This is a genomic window from Bifidobacterium callitrichidarum (genome assembly GCF_003129905.1).
Lineage (GTDB): Bacteria > Actinomycetota > Actinomycetes > Actinomycetales > Bifidobacteriaceae > Bifidobacterium > Bifidobacterium callitrichidarum.
In genome coordinates this window covers 1-20,491 of record NZ_QFFM01000035.1, presented here as the reverse complement: position 1 = coordinate 20,491, position 20,491 = coordinate 1, and the positions used below count along the sequence as shown (strand labels likewise).

Annotated in this window: 19 protein-coding genes; 14 read left to right on the top strand and 5 right to left on the bottom strand. The window is 65.0% G+C overall.

From position 1 onward, the window contains the following. Nucleotides 1-171 precede the first annotated feature (171 nt). Entirely contained in the window at nt 172-576 is a 405-nt protein-coding gene (locus tag DF196_RS12170) for a pyridoxamine 5'-phosphate oxidase family protein (RefSeq protein ID WP_109058068.1), read from the top strand. A 134-nt stretch (nt 577-710) separates the two neighbouring features. Here the strand turns inward: DF196_RS12170 and DF196_RS12165 are convergent, their stop codons facing one another. Next, entirely contained in the window at nt 711-2,036 is a 1,326-nt protein-coding gene (locus DF196_RS12165; RefSeq protein ID WP_109058079.1) for a THUMP-like domain-containing protein, read from the bottom strand. A gap of 98 nt (nt 2,037-2,134) precedes the next feature. On the opposite strand from DF196_RS12165, the gene DF196_RS12160 reads away from it, so the two are divergent. The 6 genes from DF196_RS12160 to DF196_RS12135 all read left to right on the top strand — a co-directional run bounded on the left by DF196_RS12160 (nt 2,135) and on the right by DF196_RS12135 (nt 11,187). Beyond that, complete coding sequence (locus DF196_RS12160; protein ID WP_109058067.1) at nt 2,135-2,983, top strand: histidine phosphatase family protein; 849 nt, start codon at nt 2,135-2,137, stop codon at nt 2,981-2,983. 120 nt (nt 2,984-3,103) lie between these two features. Then, a complete protein-coding gene (locus tag DF196_RS12155; protein ID WP_109058066.1) occupies nt 3,104-4,054 on the top strand; it encodes a magnesium transporter CorA family protein in 951 nt (316 codons plus the stop codon). A gap of 117 nt (nt 4,055-4,171) precedes the next feature. After that, a complete protein-coding gene (locus DF196_RS12150) occupies nt 4,172-5,050 on the top strand; it encodes a glutamate ABC transporter substrate-binding protein (protein ID WP_109058078.1) in 879 nt (292 codons plus the stop codon). A gap of 41 nt (nt 5,051-5,091) precedes the next feature. After that, nucleotides 5,092-8,055: a leucine--tRNA ligase gene (gene leuS, locus DF196_RS12145; protein ID WP_109058065.1), complete on the top strand. Its 2,964-nt coding sequence runs from the start codon at nt 5,092-5,094 to the stop codon at nt 8,053-8,055. A gap of 496 nt (nt 8,056-8,551) precedes the next feature. Continuing rightward, a complete protein-coding gene (locus DF196_RS13995) occupies nt 8,552-9,211 on the top strand; it encodes a ComEA family DNA-binding protein (protein ID WP_421728495.1) in 660 nt (219 codons plus the stop codon). Nucleotides 9,212-9,219: 8 nt separating this feature from the next. Next, nucleotides 9,220-11,187, top strand: a complete 1,968-nt coding sequence (locus DF196_RS12135; RefSeq protein ID WP_421728494.1) for a ComEC/Rec2 family competence protein — start codon at nt 9,220-9,222, stop codon at nt 11,185-11,187. On the opposite strand, the gene DF196_RS12130 is transcribed toward DF196_RS12135, so the two are convergent. Beyond that, complete coding sequence (locus DF196_RS12130) at nt 11,184-11,705, bottom strand: peroxiredoxin (protein ID WP_109058075.1); 522 nt, start codon at nt 11,703-11,705, stop codon at nt 11,184-11,186. The genes DF196_RS12135 and DF196_RS12130 overlap by 4 nt on opposite strands. A gap of 239 nt (nt 11,706-11,944) precedes the next feature. On the opposite strand from DF196_RS12130, the gene DF196_RS12125 reads away from it, so the two are divergent. Continuing rightward, nucleotides 11,945-13,303: a metal-dependent hydrolase family protein gene (locus tag DF196_RS12125; protein WP_109058064.1), complete on the top strand. Its 1,359-nt coding sequence runs from the start codon at nt 11,945-11,947 to the stop codon at nt 13,301-13,303. A gap of 93 nt (nt 13,304-13,396) precedes the next feature. Here the strand turns inward: DF196_RS12125 and DF196_RS12120 are convergent, their stop codons facing one another. After that, entirely contained in the window at nt 13,397-14,260 is an 864-nt protein-coding gene (locus DF196_RS12120; protein ID WP_109058063.1) for a D-hexose-6-phosphate mutarotase, read from the bottom strand. A gap of 153 nt (nt 14,261-14,413) precedes the next feature. Between DF196_RS12120 and holA the strand changes: the two genes are divergently transcribed. The 6 genes from holA (at nt 14,414) to DF196_RS12090 (ending at nt 19,494) form a co-directional block, all read left to right on the top strand. Next, a complete protein-coding gene (holA, locus tag DF196_RS12115) occupies nt 14,414-15,385 on the top strand; it encodes a DNA polymerase III subunit delta (protein WP_109058062.1) in 972 nt (323 codons plus the stop codon). Nucleotides 15,386-15,446: 61 nt separating this feature from the next. Next, complete coding sequence (tsaE, locus tag DF196_RS12110) at nt 15,447-16,010, top strand: tRNA (adenosine(37)-N6)-threonylcarbamoyltransferase complex ATPase subunit type 1 TsaE (protein WP_109058061.1); 564 nt, start codon at nt 15,447-15,449, stop codon at nt 16,008-16,010. Nucleotides 16,011-16,083: 73 nt separating this feature from the next. Beyond that, on the top strand, nt 16,084-16,896 hold the full coding sequence (tsaB, locus tag DF196_RS12105; RefSeq protein ID WP_170115074.1) for a tRNA (adenosine(37)-N6)-threonylcarbamoyltransferase complex dimerization subunit type 1 TsaB: 813 nt from the start codon (nt 16,084-16,086) through the stop codon (nt 16,894-16,896). Next, the gene (locus DF196_RS12100) at nt 16,896-17,549 is read left to right on the top strand and encodes a GNAT family N-acetyltransferase (RefSeq protein ID WP_109058060.1); all 654 of its coding nucleotides are present in this window, start codon (nt 16,896-16,898) and stop codon (nt 17,547-17,549) included. The genes tsaB and DF196_RS12100 overlap by 1 nt, the downstream gene beginning before the upstream one ends. After that, nucleotides 17,546-18,589, top strand: coding sequence for a tRNA (adenosine(37)-N6)-threonylcarbamoyltransferase complex transferase subunit TsaD (tsaD, locus tag DF196_RS12095; protein ID WP_109058059.1), 1,044 nt, complete (start codon nt 17,546-17,548; stop codon nt 18,587-18,589). The genes DF196_RS12100 and tsaD overlap by 4 nt, the downstream gene beginning before the upstream one ends. A 44-nt stretch (nt 18,590-18,633) precedes the next feature. Continuing rightward, nucleotides 18,634-19,494 carry a deoxyribonuclease IV gene (locus tag DF196_RS12090; protein WP_109058058.1) on the top strand — a complete coding sequence of 287 codons (861 nt, stop codon included), beginning with the start codon at nt 18,634-18,636 and terminating at the stop codon, nt 19,492-19,494. A 78-nt stretch (nt 19,495-19,572) separates the two neighbouring features. Here the strand turns inward: DF196_RS12090 and DF196_RS12085 are convergent, their stop codons facing one another. Further along, nucleotides 19,573-19,920, bottom strand: coding sequence for a transcriptional regulator (locus DF196_RS12085; RefSeq protein ID WP_109058057.1), 348 nt, complete (start codon nt 19,918-19,920; stop codon nt 19,573-19,575). After that, on the bottom strand, nt 19,917-20,491 hold a 575-nt coding region (locus DF196_RS13495), incomplete at its 5' end, for a hypothetical protein (protein ID WP_158276326.1). The genes DF196_RS13495 and DF196_RS12085, both read right to left, overlap by 4 nt.

Here is a 20,491-nt window from a genome sequence, read left to right as displayed (position 1 = left end):
CTCAAGATTCTCGGGTTTCTCGCCTCACAAGGGTACGGTGACGGCCGGTCAAAAACCGGTAGGACGCGCGGGCGCACGTGAGCATACTCACAGCGAACATCCGGCCCGTGCGCGGTGGTGTTCGACTAGGCTGGTAGCGTCGGCAATACGTTGCAAGAAAGGATCTGCACCATGGCAGTCATCACCCCGGAAATCAAGGAATTCATCGAGAACAACCTCGGCTGGGTCTCCACCATCTCCAAGGACGGCGAGCTGGATCTCGGCCCGAAGATGTCCCTGTTCGTGCTGGACGAGACGCACATCGCCTACCATGAGCGCACCGCCGGCCAGGCCTACGAGAACCTCAAGAACGGTTCCCCGCTGGTCGTCGCCTTCGCCAACCTCGCCGAGAAGAAGGGCTACCGCTTCCGCGGCAACGTGACCCTGCACTCCGACGACGCCATCTACGAGGCCCAGGTCAAGGTCGCCGAGGAGAAGGGCACCAAGAAGCCGGCCGTGATCCCGGTTCTCGAGGTCACCGAGATTCAGGATCTTGCTTCCGGTCCGAACGCCGGCAAGACCATCGCCAAGGACTGATTGGCATATTTAATTTGATTCATACGCGAGGGGCCGTTTCGCCGGAGTTCGGTGGAACGGCCCCTCGCGTTTATGACTCCCCTCAGTCCGCTTCGCGGACGGCTCCCCTCAAAGAGGGGAGCCAGACAGGCCGCCTAGGCCTTGACCGTCCGGAGTACGATGTGGTGTCCGGAGCGGTCCGTGGTGGCGAACAGGTAGGTGTCGCCGCCGTCCTTGAGCTTGAGTTTTTTGCGTAGCTGCGCCACGGGTATCGGGAAGTTGCGCACGGCGATGTTGGCGTGCGTGAGTCCCCCCAGCAGTGGCTTCAGTTCGCGCTTGTTCATCGTCGCCGTCCCCTCGATGCGGAACGAGCGGCCCGGGAAGCCCGCCACCGGTTCCGCCGAGACGAACAGGTGGCTGTTCGGGCCGACGGCCGTGACGCCGAACCGTCGCGTCAGCACATCGAAGCATCCGGCCTTCATGATCGAGGCATTCGGCTCGTACAGGTAGCGGCTTTGATCGGCGGCGACGTCGCCATCATCGTCGGGGGAATGGCGTGATGCCGCGGACGAGGATGGCGCAACCATGGAATCGTCGCCGTCAATATCCCCATCGTTCCCGTCCCGGTACGCCAGCTCCTGCCCGTCGTTGACGCAGACCACCAGCGGATCATCGCACCGGCCGCGCGTGAGCACCAGCAGCAGCTCCTTGCATTCGTTGCCGGTGGAGACGATGTGCACTTCGGCCACCGCTCCCGCGAAATCGGCCACGGTTTTATGCCAGTCGAGCATGGGGGAGAGCTTGACCATCACCACCGGTGCCTTGGCCAGCAGCCGTTCCCTGAGCGCGAGCACGTCCGGCGTGCAGTCGGCGATGGCATAGGTGCGGGCGCCGTGGTCGTCGCGCCGGGCCGGATCGAGGAAGATCAGCGAGGCCGGCTGCAGCGAATCCAAGACCTCGACGGAATCGCCGTTGACGACATCGGCGTGCGCGAGGCCGAGCAGCGGAAGATTATGACGGGCGATCTCGCAGAGGTTCGGCTGCCGCTCCACATAGGTGGCCCGGTCGAACACGCGGGCCATATACGAGAAGTCCACGCCGAACCCGCCGGTCAGATCGATGAGCGAGGTCCGGCGCGGCGCGGAACCGTCACGGGAGTCGCCGGCGCGAGCGGGGGATACGGCGTCGCCATCGGCCGCCCGTTCGCCGTCGTCTCCGATGAGCCGGGCGGCCAGACGGGCCTTGTACCCCGCAGTGAACTGCGACGAGCACTGCTCCATCGGCACTTGCGGCGGGAAGACGAGCCCCTCGGTCGCCGCCCAGTCGGGCAGTTTCACGCACGCTCGCTGCCACCCGGCGATCTGCTCCAGCGCGAACGGCACATCAACGCCATCCCCGCGCCTGGCATGCAGTGCCAGATCGCGCACGTCCTCGTTCCGGTGAGCGGCGATGAACGCCCAGGTCTGTTCGGTAATCTCCACGTACGCCATTGTAGGGAACGCGGGGGAGGGCTCGTCTCCATGGCTCGTGGTGAGATGGGACGAGCGTTACCATCCCGGCAAACCGGAAGGCAGGGAACATGATCGACGAAGTGATGATGCTGCGCCACGGACGTACGCAATACAATCTCGAACACCGTCTGCAAGGGCAGATCGACGTGCCGCTCGACATCGTGGGCCAATGGCAGGCCGACCAGACCGGGTACGCGCTCGCCTCACACTACTACTGGGCCAAGGTGAGCCGCCTGGCAGCCGATCCCGAAGCCATCGCCCAACCGGGGGCCGGGGCCGCCGAACGCAGCGACATACGCCAATGGCAGGAGGCGCCCGCCGCCGCCCGACGCATGGTCGTCTACTCCTCGGACCTGTTCCGCGCCCAGCAGACCGCCCACGCCTTCGCCGACCTGATGGGCCTCGACGTGACGCTCGACCCGCGGTTGCGCGAACGCAGCTTCGGCCGGTGGGAAGGCCTGACCCGCGCCGAAATCAAAGCGCAGGACGCCGAGGCGTACGCCTCATGGAAGCGGCACACCGGAGGCGAGACCCGATACGGCGTGGAAAGCCGCGCACAGGTGGGCGAACGCGGCGCCCGGGCGGTGCGCGACATCATCGCCGCAATGGACGCCGCATCAGGCGACACGCCCACCACATTGATGATCGTGGGCCATGGATCGTGGATCACCGCCACCATCGGCACGCTGCTGGGCCTCGACCCGGACGGCATGAACGCGCTCGGCGGCATGCGCAACGCCTGCTGGTGCCGGCTCAAGGTGCGCCACACCGTCAACGGACGAACCATCGCCGAACCGCTGTTCGAACTGGAGGAGTACAACAAGGCGCCCGCCATCGCGGACAACGCCGATTGGGAGAACGGGCCGGCTGACCTGCGCGGCCCGCACACGCCCGACTGGCAACCCATCGTCTGGTAGCCATCCCGGCGGCCGCGCCATGCCGAACCGCAAATTCGCCCGGTGGGTCTAGACTTATCTCGGTTTGACACCGTACAGCGATAGAACACTGGAAAGCGCGAAAGGCGGGTGAGAAACGTCATGCTGAGAATCTTCAGCTCGATCAACGGCCAAGTGGAGCAAATCGAAAAACCCGAGAATGGTTCCTGGCTCTGTCTGAGCGAACCCACCGACGTGGAACTCGCCACCGTGGCCTCACAGACCGGCATTGACCTGGCTGACCTGCGTGCCCCTCTGGATGACGAGGAACGATCTCGCGTGGACGTCGAGGACGACTACACGATGATCATCGTCGACATCCCCACCGTCGAGGAACGCGGCGGACGCGACTGGTACGAGACCATCCCGTTGTCGATCATCGTGACCGAAAACCTCATCATCACCGTCTGCATGCAGGACACGCCCGTGCTCCACCCGTTCATGGAAGGCACAATCCGCGGCTTCAACACATACATGCGATCCCGCTTCATCCTGCAGATCCTCTACCGCAACGCCACGATGTACCTGCGCTACCTGCGCATCATCGACCGCGAAAGCGACAAGCTCGAACTCAAGCTGCGCCACTCCATGCAGAACCGCGAGATCGTGATGCTCATGGAGCTCTCCAAGACCTTGGTGTACTTCACGACCTCCCTCAAATCGAACGAAATCGTGATGGAGAAGCTCACCACCCTACAACGCATCAAGCAGTACCCGGACGACGAGGACCTGCTCGACGACGTCATCACCGAGAACAAGCAGGCCATCGAGATGGCCAACATCTACAGCGGCGTTCTCGCGAACATGACCGACGCCTTCGCCTCGATCGTGTCCAACAACCTGAACAACGTGATGCGCATCTTCACCATCATCTCCATCACGCTGTCGATCCCCACGCTCATCTTCTCCATGTACGGCATGAACTTCCAGGAAGGCATGCTCGGCATGCCCCTGAGCGACAAGCCGTGGGGCTTCGTGGCCATCATCCTGATTTCCGTGGCGCTGTCCATGGTGGTCACCTGGTTCCTCACCCGCTCCCGCATGTTCAAATAGGACGCGCCCATGCCGCAGCACGTTCCCGACCGTCGCGCGTTTACGCCCCCGGAACCGTCCGTATCGCCCGTGCGGTGGCAGGCCGTCCGCCGGCTCGCGTGGCGGGTGCGCCGGTTCATGCGTCCGGCTGCCGCCACCGTCTCCGCGCTCGCTTCGGCGCTGACGCTCGCCGGCTGCGGCCAGGTGCGCGTGACCACGGTGTCCGGCGCCCCCGAAGGGCCGACCATCGCCATCGGCGTCGCGGCGGACGAACCGGCAGTCGGCGCCTGGCATGACGGCGAATACGAAGGATTCGACGTGACCGTGGCCAAATACGTGGCCGCCGAACTCGGATACGCGAACAAGCAGATCGTCTTCAAACAGGTACGCCCCGAGAACCGCGCCTCCATGCTGGACAACGGCCAAGTGGACATGGTGGTGGCCTCCTGGCCCGTGACCGACGAATCCCGCGAACAGGCCGACTTCGCCGGACCATACCTGGAGACCGGCGTGGGACTGCTGGTCAGAGCCAACGAACGCGCCACGTTCGGCACGGCGGGCGGCACCGGCGACCCGTCCGACGGCATCGGAAGCGACCTTGCCGACCGCACCATCTGCACCGTCAAGGGCGATGAGACCTCCGCGCTCTTCCACGCCAACCATCCCAAGGCCGTATTGCAGGAACGTGACAGCTACGCGCAATGCGTCACAGCATTGCAGGTGGGTTCGGCCGACGCCATCGCCTCCGACATGGCCGTGCTTTCCGGACTGCGCTCCGCCAACGGTCCGCAATACATGGCCGTGCTCGAGGATCGCGGCACGGTGCGTTACGGCATCGCCGTGAGCAAAGGCACCCCGCAGCTCGCCCGGAAAATCGCCGAAGCCCTCCAGGACATGGTCGAGGACGGCTCCATGGCCGCCGCACAGGACACGCTCAGGGAGCGCACCGGGCTGGAAACGACCCTCGTGGGCGATCCCGAAGCCATCGTCTCGGATGCTGACTCGGAGTCCGACTGAGGCGTGCGGCGTGTCCAGTTGCGCGGCTACCTTGCTTGTTTATGAGTGACAACGAGAAGAGCACGCAAACCGAAGAGCCCAACTTCCGCTACAACGCCGCGCTGGCGCAGGACATCGAGAGCAAGTGGCAGAAGTACTGGGACGAGCATGGCACCTTCTGGGCCGCCAACGTCAACGGTGATCTGAAGGACGGCAACGGCCGCAACGCCGAGGGCCGCACCGCCTACTTCGCCATGGACATGTTCCCCTACCCGTCCGGCAAGGGCCTGCACGTGGGCCACCCGCTGGGCTACCTGGCCTCCGACGTGGTGAGCCGTTACCACCGCATGAAGGGCGAGAACGTGCTGCATGCCATGGGCTACGACGCCTTCGGCCTGCCGGCCGAGCAGTACGCCGTACAGACCGGCCAGCACCCGCGCGTGACCACCGAGGCGAATATCGCCAACATGTCCCGTCAGCTGCACCGCATGGGCCTGAGCTTTGACAACCGCCGCACCTTCGCCACCATCGACCCCGGCTACGTGCGCTGGACCCAGTGGATCTTCTCGCGCATCTACGAATCCTGGTACGACGAGGACGCCACCAACCCGTCCGGCACCAAGGGCTCCGCCCGCCCGATCAGCGAGCTCGTCGCCCGGTTCGAGTCCGGCGAGAAGGCCATCCCCGGCCATGAGACCGACGGCAAGGCCTGGGCCGACCTCACCGAGGCCGAGCAGCAGGACATCCTCAACGACTTCCGCCTGGCCTACATCTCCAAGTCCCCGGTCAACTGGTGCCCGGGCCTGGGCACGGTGCTCGCCAATGAGGAGGTCACCGCCGAAGGCAAGTCCGAGCGCGGCAACTTTCCGGTCTTCCAGCGCGAGCTGCGCCAGTGGTCCATGCGCATCACCAAGTACGGCCACCGCCTCATCGAGGACCTCGACGGCATCAACTGGCCCGAGAAGGTCAAGCTCATGCAGCGCAACTGGATCGGCGAATCCCACGGCGCCTCCGTGCACTTCGCGGTCGAGACCCCGGCCGGCGTCAAGGACATGGAGATCTACACCACCCGTCCCGACACCCTGTTCGGCACCACCTTCGCCGTGGTCTCCCCGGAGCACCACCTGCTCGAGGACGTGCCCGCCGAATGGCCGGCCGAAACCCCGGAGGCCTGGAAGGGCGGCTACGCCACCCCGGCCGAAGGCGTGAAGGCCTACCGCCTGGCCGCCGAATCCAAGACCGCCAAGGACCGTGTGGACGAGGCCGGCGAGAAGACCGGCCTGTTCACCGGCCTGTACGCCACCAACCCGATCACCGGCGTCAAGCTGCCGCTGTTCACCGCCGACTACGTGCTCATGGACTACGGCACCGGTGCCATCATGGCCGTGCCGGGCGGCGACCAGCGCGATTACGACTTCGCCGTCAAGTTCGGTCTGCCGGTCATCTACACCGTCCAGCCGCTGCCGGAATCCGGCGACTCCCTGGACAACTACGAAGGCAAGGCCCCGTTCGTCTCCCATGACGGCATCGTGATCAACTCCTCCGTCGAGGCCACCAAGGCCAAGGGCGACGCGCTCTCCCTCAACGGCCTCAGGGTGGACGACGCCATCGCCAAGGTGAACGAATGGCTCGAGTCCGCCGGAGTCGGCAAGGGCACCGTGTCCTACCGTCTGCGCGACTGGCTGTTCTCCCGCCAGCGTTACTGGGGCGAGCCTTTCCCGATCGTCTACGGCGAGGACGGCACCCCGCATCTGCTGCCGGACTCCGCACTGCCCATCAACCTGCCGGACGTGCCGGACTACGAGCCGCGCACCTTCGACCCGATGGACGCCGAATCCAACCCGGAGGCCCCGCTGAGCCGCAACGAGGACTGGGTCAAGGTCGAGCTCGACCTGGGCGACGGCGTCAAGACCTACTACCGCGACACCAACACCATGCCGAACTGGGCGGGCTCCTGCTGGTACTACATGCGCTACATCGACCCGACCGACACGGCCCACATGGTCGAGAAGGACGAGTTCGACTACTGGATGGGTCCGAACCACAACAAGTACTCCGGTGACGAAGGCGGCGTGGACCTGTACATCGGCGGTGTGGAGCATGCCGTGCTGCACCTGCTGTACTCCCGTTTCTGGCACAAGATCCTCTTCGACCTGGGCTACGTGGACTCCGCCGAGCCGTTCCACAAGCTGTTCAACCAGGGCATGATCCAGGCATACGCCTACACCGACGACCGCGGCCAGTACGTGCCGGCCGACGAAGTGGTGGAAGGCCCGGCCGGTCCCGACGGCGAGCCGACGTTCACCTGGAACGGCGAGCACGCCAACCGCGAGTTCGGCAAGATGGGCAAGTCCCTCAAGAACATCGTGACCCCGGACTACATGTACGAGAACTACGGCGCCGACACGTTCCGTCTGTACGAGATGAGCATGGGCCCGCTGGACGAGTCCCGTCCGTGGAACACGCGCAACGTGGTGGGCGGCATGCGCTTCCTGCAGCGTCTGTGGCGCAACGTGATCGACGAGACCACCGGCGAGGCGCACGTCTCCGAGGACACCCCGGACGAGAAGACCCTGAAGCTCCTCAACAACACGATTGCCGAGGTGACCGAGGAGATGGAGGGCATGCGCCCGAACACCGCCATCGCCAAGCTCATCGTGCTCAACAATCACCTGACCTCCCTGACGCCCGTGCCGCGCGCCGCCGTCGAGCCGCTGATCCTCATGCTCGCGCCGATCGCCCCGCACATCTGCGAGGAGATGTGGTCCAAGCTCGGCCACACCGAATCCCTGTCCGCGGCCCCGTGGCCGGTGGCCGACGAGCGTTACGTGGGCCACGACACCGTGACCGCCGTGGTGCAGATCAAGGGCAAGGTGCGCGCCAAGCTCGAGGTGCCGGTCGACATCGACCCGGCCGACCTGGAGAAGCAGGCTCTCGAGGCCGTGGCCTCCCGCCTCGGTGGCAAGGAGCCGCGCAAGGTGATTGTCAAGGCCCCGAAGATCGTTTCCATCGTCCCGGCCGAATAAATCCCCGTTTTCCCGGCTCCCCTCGCTGAGGGGAGCTGTCGGCGAAGCCGACTGAGGGGAGTCGCAGAGCCGGAGTGGCGGGTTCGCGACTGCTGATTTTTCGACACTCAGCAAGCTGGAACCACATACCCCGTTCCGGCTGGACAAACGCCCATGAATCCCCCAGCGTGGATTCATGGGCGTTTCTCGTATTTCCAAGCATGCTTCCGGAACCGGAACCGGAACCGGCAGAACCACCGCCGGGGGCCGCGGCCGCGGTATCGGTTCCGGCTCCGCACAGGCCGCCGGCCGTCTGCGCGACCTTCGCGGGCCGTCGCGCGCCGGCGATCACGCTACCTCCGAACGGCTCCCGCATACACGGCCCGCCGTCATCCCCGAATGGGACCGCCATACCGCGCCCGCCCGTGTGACGTTGGTGAAGCAGCCTTCATCAGCCGCGAAGCGATGGCGTGATACCAGCACAGGCTCGCCGCCTCCGCCGCCCGGACATGCGCGTATCCGGGAGCTTTCGGCTGTCTCCATCTCCCGCACTGCGACAAAGCCGCTCTCCGAACTGATCGGCGTACGTCCATCCGACGCCGCGGACGAAACGTCACGCCGCAAACGTGACAGGCCCCGTCTCGTCTTCACCGTCAACCAGGCCTTGGTAGTGATCCTGCTGCTCATCGCCGCGCTCGGCGTGAGCCTGACGATGCTGGTGCAACAGTCGATGAGCCTCGCGGCATTGTCCGCTGGCGGCACCACGCGGATCGCCGGCAACGAGGCAGAGAGGGACGATACTTCATCATCAGTAACCGGCAATGAATCCGAGAACGGGCAGAACCAGTTGCAAACTGATTCGTCGACGGACAGTGATGTCGCAGAGGACGATGCAAACGGCACACCGGCATATCCAAACACTTCCGATAAATCTGAATCGGAACAAAACGCGAATGCAACCACTACACCCGAACCGGACGACGGCCGTATCGATCTCAACACCGCCACCTCCGAACAGTTGCAGACCATTAATGGCATCGGACCGGTCACCGCCGAACGCATCCTCGAGCACCGCAAAGCCATCGGCCGATTCGTGTCCGTGGACCAGCTGCTCGACGTGAAGGGCATCGGCTCGAAAACATTGGAGAAGATCCGCGATCAGGTGAAGGTGGGCTGATGGATTGGATGCTGCGCGAACAAGGCAGCCGCGATTGGCGTCTGCTGCCGGTGGCCCTGACCATGTGGGCCGCCAGTCTCGCCGCCCATCTCGTTTTCGATTGGTGGAGCGCGGCGGCGGAATCAGGGGCGGCCGATATGGTCGGCGGTGTTGACGCGGTCGGTATCAGCGCTGGTGAAGCGGCGGTCCATATGGGAGCGGTACCGGTGTCCGAGGATGCGGGAGCCGTCATCGCAAGCGTAACGTCACAGGTGATGCTGGCAGCCGTCGCCGTGCTGTTGTTGATGGCGTTGGGTATCGCGCTCCGCATGGGAATCCGCTGGTCGGGCACGGTGGCGGTATGTCTTGCGGTGGCATGCATCGGCGGCATCACCGCCATCGCCTCCGATGCCGCGGCATGGCGGGATCCGGCTGCGGTATGGGCGCGGAGCCAGGGGTCGCATACGCAGGTGCGTGCCACCGTCACCGCGCCCGTGGTGGCCTCCGACCAACGGGAATACGACTGCCAGGCGGACGTGCGACTGAACGGCATCATCATGGGAACCGACGCCACGGATGGAGCTTTTGTCCGGAACGGGGCGGCGGTGGGTGCGAACGTTGCCACCTATGCTGACGACTCATCCGAATCCTCGGAAACCATGTTGCACTCCAAGGCGAAGGTTCGCGTTTACGCCGAGGAACGATACTGCACGAAACTCAACAGGGGAGCGGTCTACCGGCTGACCGGCACCCTTGAGCAGGCCGAATACGGTCGCATGCCGCTCTGGTTGCTTGTCGAAGGCGAGGAACCGGTCATCCGGGTCAAGGGACCGCCCTGGCATCGCGCAGTGGTGGAACACATGCAGCAATCGTTCTTCCATGTCACCGAACGGCTGCCTGACCAGGGGCGTGTGCTGGTCCCCGGACTCACCCTGGGCGTGCTCGGACAGGATTACGTGAGCGTGACGACGGATTCGACAACCGGTACGGCATCCGAACCGGCGGGGGAGGAGAGCTGGACAGCGTCCGTCAATGAGACCTACGCCAACACCCTGGAGGACCGGTTCCGACGTTCCGGCATCATGCACCTCATGGCCGTCTCGGGCGGTCATTTCGTGCTGTTGGCCGACATGGTACGCCGACTGTGCATGCGGTTCCTGCTCGGCCGGAAACCGAGCGCGGCGCTGATAGCGTTCGCATACGTGCTGCTCGCCCTGCTCATGTTCCCCGGCGATTCGGTCACCCGCGCCCTGGTCATGGGATTGCTGGGTGCCGCCGCATACGGCATCGGACGGCGAACGCAATCATTGAGCGCCCTGAGTTGGACGGTGATCGGCGTGCTCATCTTCGACCCCGATATGTCGCAAAGCTATGGATTCGCGCTTTCCTCGGCCGCGGTGCTCGGCATCGTGCTGTTCGCCGGCATTCTGGGCAGGACGCTCGTCAAACTGCTGCCGGAGACCATCGCGCAGATGACGGCGATGACCATGGCCGCGCAGATGTTCACGCTGCCGATTCAGATACTGATGGAGCCGGAACTTCCATTGCTGTCCGTACCGGCGAACCTGCTGGTCTCGCCGTTCGTGGGCTTCGCCACCGTCACCGGGCTCATGGCGTTGGCCTGCGCATGGTGTGTGCCATGGTTGGCGGGCATGTTCGCGTGGATCGCCTCGCTCGGCACGCTCGTCATGGAACGGGTGGCGATGTGGCTTGGCGGCGGCGAGTGGACTGCGCTGCCCTGGCCGGACGGTGTGACGGGTGCCCTGCTGATGCTGCTCGCGGAATGCGGTCTTGCTGCGCTCGCGGTGTTGACGGCCCGGTTCGTCCGCTACCGTCTCATGAGGGATATGGTTTTGGGAATGGATGCAACGGCCGACTCGGAACCGGGCGAGGACAGGTCGCCCGGCGAGCGTTTCGGCTCCGCCCGTCGCGTACGCATGTCCCTCTGGTGGCAGGAAACCCGTAAGCTTTTCCTTCCCGCCGGGGACCGAACCTAGCCCAGCTTCTTCAGCAGCGACTCGACGTGACCCTTGGCGCGCACGTTGTAGCGGGCGAGTTCGATGATCCCGTCCGTATCGATGGCGAACGTGGAACGCAGCACACCCACGTGCGTCTTGCCGTACAGCTTCTTCTCGCCGTATGCCGCGTACAGTTTGTGCACGGTCAGGTCCGGGTCGGACAGCAGCGGGAAGGACAGGCCATCACGTTCCCGGAAACGCTGCAACTTGGCCACAGGATCCTTGGACACACCGAGCACCGTGTAGCCGAGCGAGCCCAGACGTGCCATGTTGTCACGGAAATCGCAGGCCTCGGTGGTGCAGCCGGGCGTCATCGCCGCCGGATAGAAGTACAGGATCACCTTGCTGCCGGTCGCCGTCAATTCGGACAACGTGACCGTCCCCTCCGTGCCATCCGGTTCGACGGCCGGCAGGGTGAAGTCCGGTGCGGCCTGCCCCGGTTCAAGGCGTGCGGGCAGTTCGGTTTCGCTGGCATTCGTGGATTCGATATCGCTCATACCGCCCATCGTACCCACGTTCCGTCGCCGTTGGTGAGATCGGCAAGGAGGACACGAGGCCCTGGCCAAGGAGTTCCGGAAGGCGTACGCCACTTATTTCAACGAAGTGAACCCCGGCAGACGCGCCGAATCGTTCGGCAAGTAAGGAGGGTGCGCGCGGCACGGGCGTCGTATCGCCGGGTCCCGCGCGTCGGACGCTACAGTGGAACGTGACAGTCGACCGGACAAAGGAGCAGGTCATGAAGTTCTCGCGTAAGTTCCCATACAATCCCCTCGTCGAACCGTTCGCGCTGGCCCACGTGCGCGTCGTCACGGGAGACGAGGCCGGTACCGTGCGCAACAACATGACCATCCTGGTGGGTGCGAACGGTCGCATCGAACAGGTGGCGCCCAGCATCGAGACCAGCATCCCCGAGGAATACCATTACCTGGACGGCACCGGCAAAACCGTGATGCCGGGCCTGATCAACCTGCACACGCACCTGTTCGCCCAAGGCAAACCGCTCAACCCGCGCCTCGCCACGCCCCAAGGCCAGCGCATGGTCTCCCGGTTCGTGCACTCGCCGCTTGGCAAGCCATACCTGGACACGACGGCCAAGGGCAACGCCGAGACGCTGCTGGAATCCGGCGTCACCACGATCCGCACGCTCGGTGATGTGGGCTATGAGGTGACGGCCCTGCGCGACCGTATCAAGACGGGGGAGACGCCCGGTCCACGCATCCTGGCCTCCGGGCCGTTGCTGGCCATCCCCGAAGGGCACGGCGCGCCGCTGATCGCGCTGACCAGTTCGACCCCCGAGGAAGCGAGGAGGACCGCGGCCGAGAACATCGCGCACGGCGTGGATGTATTGAAGATCGCGGCCACCGGCGGCGTGACCGACGCGCAGAAGGTAGGCGAGGCCGGAAGCCCGCAGATGAGCGTGGACCAGATGCGCGCCATCTGCGATGAGGCGCATACGCACGGCATCATCGTGGCCGCACACGCGCAAAGCCCCGAAGGCGTACGTCGGGCGCTCACCGCCGGCGTCGACACCATCGAACACGGCAGCGTGCTGGACGATGAACTGATCACGTTGTTCCGCCACAATCCGAACGCCCTGCGCGGCTACTCCGCACTGGTGCCGACGCTGTCCGCCGGACTGCCGCTGACCCTGATCGGCCAGGACAGGACCGGCGTCACGGACATCCAACTGGAGAACTCCAAAACCGTGGTGGAAGGCATGGTCACGGGTGCTCGACAGGCGCACGAGGCCGGGCTCGTGGTCGGCGTGGGCACGGACACAGGCATGACGTTCGTCCCGCAATACGCCACATGGCGTGAACTGGAGCTGCTGGTGCGGTTCGCCGGATTCACGCCCGCCGAGGCGATCCACGCCGCCACGCAGGGGAATGCGCGCATCCTGGGCGTCGACGGCGTGACCGGTTCGCTGGAGCCGGGCAAATCCGCGGACCTGCTGGTGCTCGGGGACAACCCGCTGAAGGACCTGCACGTCCTGGACCATCCGGTGTGGGTGGTCGCCGCGGGACATCCGGTCTGGCGGCCGAACCCGCGTCATTTCCCCGACATCGACGCCCTGCTCGACGAGGCGTACGACTGATTTATGAATTGATACGAATATGGGGGTGTGCTTCCATCGGTGGGAAGCACACCCCCAAATTCATGTGACAGGCTTAAAGACCGGAGACGATGTTCAGCGCACCGCGACGGACTGCGCCAGCGTATGCGACTGGCCGGGCGCGAGCGTGATCATGCGCTCGCGGTTGGCCGCCGCCTCCACACAGACGAAGTCACGCCATTCGCCGGTGGCGAGGTCGCCGATCGCGTTGCCGGCGGTCTCACCCGGATTCCACACCACGGTGGCGGTCGAGCCTTCCGCCTTGATGGCGATCGTACGGTCCAGCGCCTCGTCGCGCACCTCAAGCGGGCCGTTCGCCAGATAGATGCGGTCCACCATCGCGCCGTCGAACGCGACCGGGCCTGCCTGCCCACATTCCGGGAAACCGGGCTGTGTGGCGTCCAGATACCGTGCGCCGTCCAGGCCGATCACCTGCGAGCGCGTCACGTCGCCCACGTGGAAATACGTGTGGAGCGCGGCTTCATAGGAGAACGGCTCGTCACCCGTGTTGGTGACGGTCAGCGCCATCTCCAGTGTCTCGCCGGCCGTCACCTCGTAGACGGCGTGGAAGCGGGGATTCGGGTTGCCGATGAACTGGGCGAGTGTTGCGGCATCGATGGCCGCGGAGCCCAGCGTGTAACGGATGTGGTCGGCGGACAGCGTATCGGCGTCTGCATGCCACGGCGAGACGCGGGCGAACCCGTGCTTCGGCTTCTTGTCGGCCATATGCCCGTCCTCGTAGCCCTGGTTGAACCAGGGGAAGATGACCGGCACGCCGCCGCGGATCGCCGCGCCCTCCTTGAACGTGATGGCGCGCGGCTGCCAGACCACGTCCGTCTGGCCTTTCGGCGCCCAGCGCAGCACGTGCGCGCCGTGGTCGCTGACCGTGGCGGAGCCGCCCTCGTTGGCGAGGCTGCGAACGGTGAATGATGTGCTCATGATTCCTCCAAACTGCCGGAATTGGCGAGTGTGTCACCACCTATTATGCGCGCCGATGACATGTGAATCCCGCACATCGATGCGCCGAGGCGTGGGATCCGTCGAATGCGCCGGCTGGCGGCGCTTGTCCAAGCTGTGTGGGGAGATGGACGCATGGCCAAATCAGCAGCGAAGACACCGGTGACGGTGGTGCCCGGGGGAGACTCGTACCTCAACGGCGAGCGCGTCAAGGAACTGTGCGCCGAAGCGCTCAAGGCCCGTCCGGACGCCGAACTCATCGAACTGGACGCCGCCGGTGCGGACCGGTACGCCTTCGACGAGGTCGTAAGCCCCTCGCTCCTCTCGGACGTGGCCGTGGTCAAGATCCTCAACCTGCAGAACGCGGACGAGAAACTCGCCGAAGCGATTGTGGCCTACACCAAGGAGGCCGTCAAGGACCCGGCGAACTCCAGCGTGGTGATCTGCCAGCATGAAGGTGGCGCGAAAGGCAAGCGCGTGCTCGACCAGCTCGTCAAGGCCGGTGCCCGCAAGGAGGACGTGCCGGACCTCAAGAAGCCGGACGCACAGCTCAACTTCACCATCGCCCAGTTTGAGAAACGAGGCCGGCGCGTGGAACCGATGGCCGCCCAACAGCTCGTCTCCGTGCTCGGCGGCAAGACCGGCGAACTGGCCGCCATGTGCGAACAGCTGTGCTTCGACTTCGACGACAACCCCATCGGCCTGGACCGTGTGAACCAGTATCTGACGGCCAACCCGCAGGTCACCGGTTTCGCCGTGGCAGACAAGGCCGTGGAAGGACGCACTGCCGAAGCCATCGTGATGATGCGCGCCGCCGTCGAACAGGGCACCGACCCGATAGCGCTGATCGGCGCGCTCGCCATGAAGCTCAGGACCATCGCCAAGGCGTCCGCGGTGAAGGCCGGTACCATCTCCCAGGCCGAGGCCAAGACGAACCCGTGGGTGCTGAAGAACGCGATGCGCCAGCTCGGTGGATGGACCTCGCCGGGGCTCGCGCACTGCATCCGCATGCTCGCCTGGGCGGATGAGCAGAGCAAGACGAACGGCGGCGACCCGATGTACGCGCTGGAACGGTGCATCGAGGATATCGCCCGTAAGGGTCGGTAGCGAATCTTACATAATAATGGCGGGAAACCTGGGTGCTGAAAAAGATAGGAAAGGCTTGAACATGAATACGGAGAACATCACGGTGGCGGTGCCGACCGGTGAGGGCATGCGGGAATTGGGCCGGCGCGTGGCCGAACAGGTGCGCGGCGGCGACGTGCTGCTGCTGTCCGGGCCGCTGGGGGCGGGCAAGACCACGTTTGCGCAGGGATTCGGCGCGGGACTCGCCATCACCGAACCCATCGTGTCGCCCACCTTCACCATCGCCCGTGAACTCGACGGACGGTTCGCGGATGGTACTCCGGCCCACTTGGTGCATGTGGACGCCTACCGTCTCGGCGGCTCCTCCTACGCGCCCGGACAGGACGCGGTTGGCCGACTCCTGGACGAACTGGAATCGCTGGGCCTGGATGAGGAGCTGGAGGATCCCGGCGAACACACCGTCGTGCTCATGGAATGGGGCGAGCAGATGGCCACCGCATTGGCGCCGGAACGGCTGGAGATCCACATCGACCGACCGCTGGACGCCGCCGCGGTCACGGATGAGGACGGCGAACTGACCGGAGACGGCGAGCGTACCGTGACCTTCGTGCCGGTGGGAGCGCGTTGGGAGTCGTTCGCGCTCTGATTCCTAGAGGACTGGTTGTAGACTCTTAAAGGCTTTTTCGCGGCCGGTGGCCGATGTGACGCAGGAGGATTGCATGGTGACGCATACGCTGGTGATTGACACCTCATTCGGTTCCACGGTCGGCGTGGCCGGTCACGAGCCCATCGTGGAGACCGATTCGCGCACCCATGTGGAGAAGCTGCAGGGCAACATCGCCCGCGCCGTCACGGACGTCGGTCTCACACCCTCCGATCTGGACGAGATCGTGGTGGGCGTGGGCCCCGCACCGTTCACCGGCCTGCGAGCCGGCATCGTGGCCGCCAAGGCGCTGGCTTTCGCCACCGGTGCGAAACTGCTTGGCCAGAATGTGCTCGAACCGCAGGCCCAGTGGAACCTCATCCGCCGTAGCAAGGACGGCACGCTCGGCGACCCCCGCACCTTCCATGTGCTCACGCTCGCCGTCAACGACGCGCGCCGCAAGCAGCTGTACTTCGAACTGTGCTCGAGCCCGGTGGAAGGCGCCGGTACCGACAGGCCGAGCCTCGCCACGCCGCTGATCGCCATGGACATCGACTACCCGGCCTCCATCGTCGAGCGCGTCAACGAGGCCGTGCGCGCCTACCGCCAGACCATTGAGGGCGACGTGGCGGTGGACGTGATCGGCCACGGCGCCGAAAAATACGCGGCCGTACTGGGCGGCATCGAATCGGTCGGCGACATCACCGACTCCTCCGTGCTCGACCAGGGTGCGCAGGGACTCGGCATCTTCGCCACCGAAGCGGCACTCAACGCCGAACGCACCTCGGACGCACCGGTCGAACCGTTGTACCTGCGCCGTCCGGACGCCGAGGTGCCGGCCCCGCTCAAGCACGTGCTCGGCCATGAAGGCGCGGAGCGTACGGCCTGATGATCGCAGACCTGAACGAACTGGACTACGAACGGGCCGTCGCCGCCATGCGTGCGCTGGAGGTCGAACTCTTCGGCAACCATGCGTGGAGCGAGGCTTCCGTCCGTCAGGAACTGACCGCCACGGGACGCACGTATGTGTTCGACATCGCCGATGACGGTACCGAGGAGACTGGTGACACTGGTGACGCCAGTGACGCGAACGCCGGCATCGTCCGCGGATTCGCCGGCTACTGGTACGACGGCGAGGACGCTGAGATCATGGACGTGGGCGTCGGCCGCGCCTATCAACGCAAGGGCATCGCCCGCACGCTGATGACGGCACTCATCGCACGGGCCGAAGCCCAGGGCGCGCGACGCATGCTGCTCGAGGTCAGCGTGGTCAACGAACCGGCCATCGCCCTCTACCACGGTTTCGGATTCGAACGCATCGGCTTGCGCAAACGCTACTACCAGCCCGAAGGCATCGACGCCTACGTGATGGCCTTGGACCTCAAACCGCGCGTGGTCGGCTTCCAAAGCGCGACGCACACGGCGAACGGGACAGACGAAACGAACACAACAACCCCGGTAATACAGGCCTCGGCATCATCGGCGGCCACGGCAACGGCAGACGAAGCACGGCAAGACAAGAAACAGGAGCGGCAATCATGAGCGAACCGATCGTACTGGGCATCGAATCCACCTGCGACGAAACCGCGGCGGCCATCGTACACGGCCGCGAACTGCTGTCCAACGTGGTGGCCTCCTCCATGGAGGAACACGCGCGATACGGTGGCGTGATCCCCGAAATCGCCTCGCGCGCGCACGCCGAAGCGTTCGTGCCCTGCGTCTCCAAGGCGCTCGCCGACGCGAACATGACACTCGCCGACGTGGACGCCATCGCCGTCTCCGCGGGCCCCGGACTCGCCGGATGCCTCGCCGTGGGCGTCTCCGGCGCCAAAGCTCTCGCATGGGCGTCCGGCAAACCCCTGTACGGCATCAACCACGTGATCGGACACATCGCGGTCACGCAACTGCAGTTCGGCGCCTTCCCGCCGGACACGCTGGCCCTCATCGTCTCCGGCGGCCACACCTCGCTGCTGCACGTGGAGGACATGCCCCGCAAGATCGACGTGGTCGGCACCACATTGGACGACGCCGCCGGCGAATGCTTCGACAAGGTGGCCCGCCTGCTCGGCTTCCCCTACCCGGGAGGCCCGCACATCGACCGCCACGCCCAGCACGGCGACCCGCACGCCATCCGCGTGCCCCAAGGCCTCACCCAAGGCAAGGCCGGCGCCGCCCACCCCTACGACTTCAGCTTCTCCGGCGTCAAGACCGCCGTGGCCCGCTGGGTGGAAAGCGAACAGGCCGCCGGCCATGACATCCCCGTGGACGACGTGTGCGCCTCGCTGGCCGACTCCGTGGCCACCGTGCTCGCCCGCAAGGCCATGCGCGGCTGCGAACAATACGGTTCCAACACGCTCATCGTGGGCGGCGGCTTCTCCGCCAACTCGCAGCTGAGGGCCAAACTCCTCGAATACGGTGAGAAGCACGGCGTGGAGGTACGCATCCCGCAGATCAAACTCTGCACGGACAACGGCGCCATGGTGGCCATGTTCGGCGTCAACCTCGTGGAGGCCGGCGTGGCCCCCAGTGCACCCGACTTCGCCATCGACTCGGCCATGCCGCTGACCAAAGTCAGCATGTAGGAAACCCTGGGAACGCGCGGAGCACAGGAAGGGAAAGAACGCATATGACGAAACTGTTCATCGGATCGCACCTGTCCGCCTCAGGCGGATGGAACGCGCTGCTCAAACGTTCGCATGACGAAGACGGCACCACCTTCGCGTTCTTCCCGCGCTCGCCGTACGGCAGCGTATCCAAGTCGCTCACGCCCTCGGGTGCGGCCGGATTCGCCGCCCGGCTCATGGAGGAAGGCTACGGGCCGCTGGTCGTCCACGCGCCCTACGTCTACAACTTCGCCGCCAAGGACCCGGACAAGCGAGAGTTCGCCATCCGCGCGCTCGCGGAGGACATCCGGTTGCTTGCCCTGATCAAGGAGGCCGGCCAGGAGGTCTACCTCAACATCCATCCCGGCTCCCACGTGGGACAGGGCGCCGAAACCGGCCTGCGACTGATTGCGGACGGACTCAACCAGGTGTTCGACTCCACCGACGGCACCGACATCATGGTGCTGCTGGAGACCATGGCCGGCAAAGGCACCGAATGCGGACGCACCTTCGAGGAACTCGCCACCATCATGGACGGCGTGGAACAGGCCGCACGCATCGGCGTGACCATCGACACCTGCCACCTGCTGGACGGCGGCTACGACCTGACCGGCGACTACGATGGCGTGATGGGCGAGCTCGACCGCGTCATCGGCCTCGACAACGTCAAGGCCATCCACGTCAACGACTCGCAGTTCGGCCTGAACTCGCACAAGGACCGCCACGCCAACATCGGCGACGGCCAACTCGGCATGCCGTTCTTCACCCGACTGGTCAACGACCCCGTGCTCTCCGGATTGCCGATGATCCTGGAAACCAAGGAACAGACGCCCTCCACACACCGCGAGGAGATCGCGCTGCTGCGCTCGCTGCGGAGGGGCTGAGAAGAACTCAACGGTGCCGGTCTCCTGGGTGATTTTGGGAGACCGGCACCGTCGTTGTACTGGCTGTGATATGGCCCCTCACGTGAGCATATCGCCAGCGGCTATGGCTCGCAGGGCGGCCAAGTGGCCCTGCAGCGCCGTATGCCCGGTGGGGGTGAGGCTGGCCCATGTAACCATGTGGCGATTCGATTCCCCCTGGCGCTTGGTCAGCCTCACATAGTCGCAGTCCGCCAGCGTCTTCAGGTGTCGCGAACACATCGCGTCGCTGAGGCCGAGCGTATCGCGAATCGTGGCGAACTGCATCTCTTGCAGGCTCGAGAGCAGACCGCAGATGCGCAGGCGCATAGGCTCGTGGATTACTTCGTCGAATTTGGGAATCACTGATGTGGCACGTGAAGCGGGGGAGCGGGAGGTCTGTGGGCTCATGCCTGGCCCCGTTCCACCAGCTTGCAGAAATACCGGTCATAGGCGTGCTCGCCGAACCAGGCTATTGCGCCCACGACCGTCGCGATGGCGTATGGCAGGTCGGGGATTCCCTGAAGCAGGAGCACCCAGACGACCACGGATGCCACGGCGATGCCGCAGACCAGCATGAAAGCGGACCACCAGAACCACATCACGGCATTTCGGGGTTTGATGAATCCCCAGATCATGTCGTAATCGGCCCCGATCTGCTCCTTGCGCCACGCATTCACCAGATACCCGACATAGATCAGTGTGAGGATCCAGAACATATCGAAAAACGCTTCGAATATGGAGGTGCTGATGCCTGCTGACCATCCCTCGCCGCTGGATTGGATATTCATCTGTGCGGCCCACTTGCCGTACAGGCCCATCACGCTTGCGGACAGGAAACCATTGAGCGGGTAATACCATTTCGGCGCCATGATTCGCGCGGCGGTGAGAGAACGGTCCTGATCCAACTGGGAGAGCATGGTGGCCGCGGCGGCGGGGTCGCTTGCGGGGCTGTCTCTTCTCCCCCTCTCCGAGCCCCCGA

Bases quoted from the DNA above. Each gene is read 5' to 3' on its own strand.
- tsaD (WP_109058059.1), top strand. From the start codon at position 17,546: ATGAGCGAACCGATCGTACTGGGCATCGAATCCACCTGCGACGAAACC.
- DF196_RS12150 (WP_109058078.1), top strand. From the start codon at position 4,172: ATGCGTCCGGCTGCCGCCACCGTCTCCGCGCTCGCTTCGGCGCTGACG.
- DF196_RS12170 (WP_109058068.1), top strand. From the start codon at position 172: ATGGCAGTCATCACCCCGGAAATCAAGGAATTCATCGAGAACAACCTC.
- DF196_RS12090 (WP_109058058.1), top strand. From the start codon at position 18,634: ATGACGAAACTGTTCATCGGATCGCACCTGTCCGCCTCAGGCGGATGG.
- DF196_RS12125 (WP_109058064.1), top strand. From the start codon at position 11,945: ATGAAGTTCTCGCGTAAGTTCCCATACAATCCCCTCGTCGAACCGTTC.
- leuS (WP_109058065.1), top strand. From the start codon at position 5,092: ATGAGTGACAACGAGAAGAGCACGCAAACCGAAGAGCCCAACTTCCGC.
- DF196_RS12155 (WP_109058066.1), top strand. From the start codon at position 3,104: ATGCTGAGAATCTTCAGCTCGATCAACGGCCAAGTGGAGCAAATCGAA.
- DF196_RS12160 (WP_109058067.1), top strand. From the start codon at position 2,135: ATGATCGACGAAGTGATGATGCTGCGCCACGGACGTACGCAATACAAT.
- tsaE (WP_109058061.1), top strand. From the start codon at position 15,447: ATGAATACGGAGAACATCACGGTGGCGGTGCCGACCGGTGAGGGCATG.
- DF196_RS12120 (WP_109058063.1), bottom strand. From the start codon at position 14,260: ATGAGCACATCATTCACCGTTCGCAGCCTCGCCAACGAGGGCGGCTCC.
- DF196_RS12085 (WP_109058057.1), bottom strand. From the start codon at position 19,920: ATGAGCCCACAGACCTCCCGCTCCCCCGCTTCACGTGCCACATCAGTG.
- holA (WP_109058062.1), top strand. From the start codon at position 14,414: ATGGCCAAATCAGCAGCGAAGACACCGGTGACGGTGGTGCCCGGGGGA.
- DF196_RS12135 (WP_421728494.1), top strand. From the start codon at position 9,220: ATGCTGCGCGAACAAGGCAGCCGCGATTGGCGTCTGCTGCCGGTGGCC.
- tsaB (WP_170115074.1), top strand. From the start codon at position 16,084: ATGGTGACGCATACGCTGGTGATTGACACCTCATTCGGTTCCACGGTC.
- DF196_RS12130 (WP_109058075.1), bottom strand. From the start codon at position 11,705: ATGAGCGATATCGAATCCACGAATGCCAGCGAAACCGAACTGCCCGCA.
- DF196_RS12100 (WP_109058060.1), top strand. From the start codon at position 16,896: ATGATCGCAGACCTGAACGAACTGGACTACGAACGGGCCGTCGCCGCC.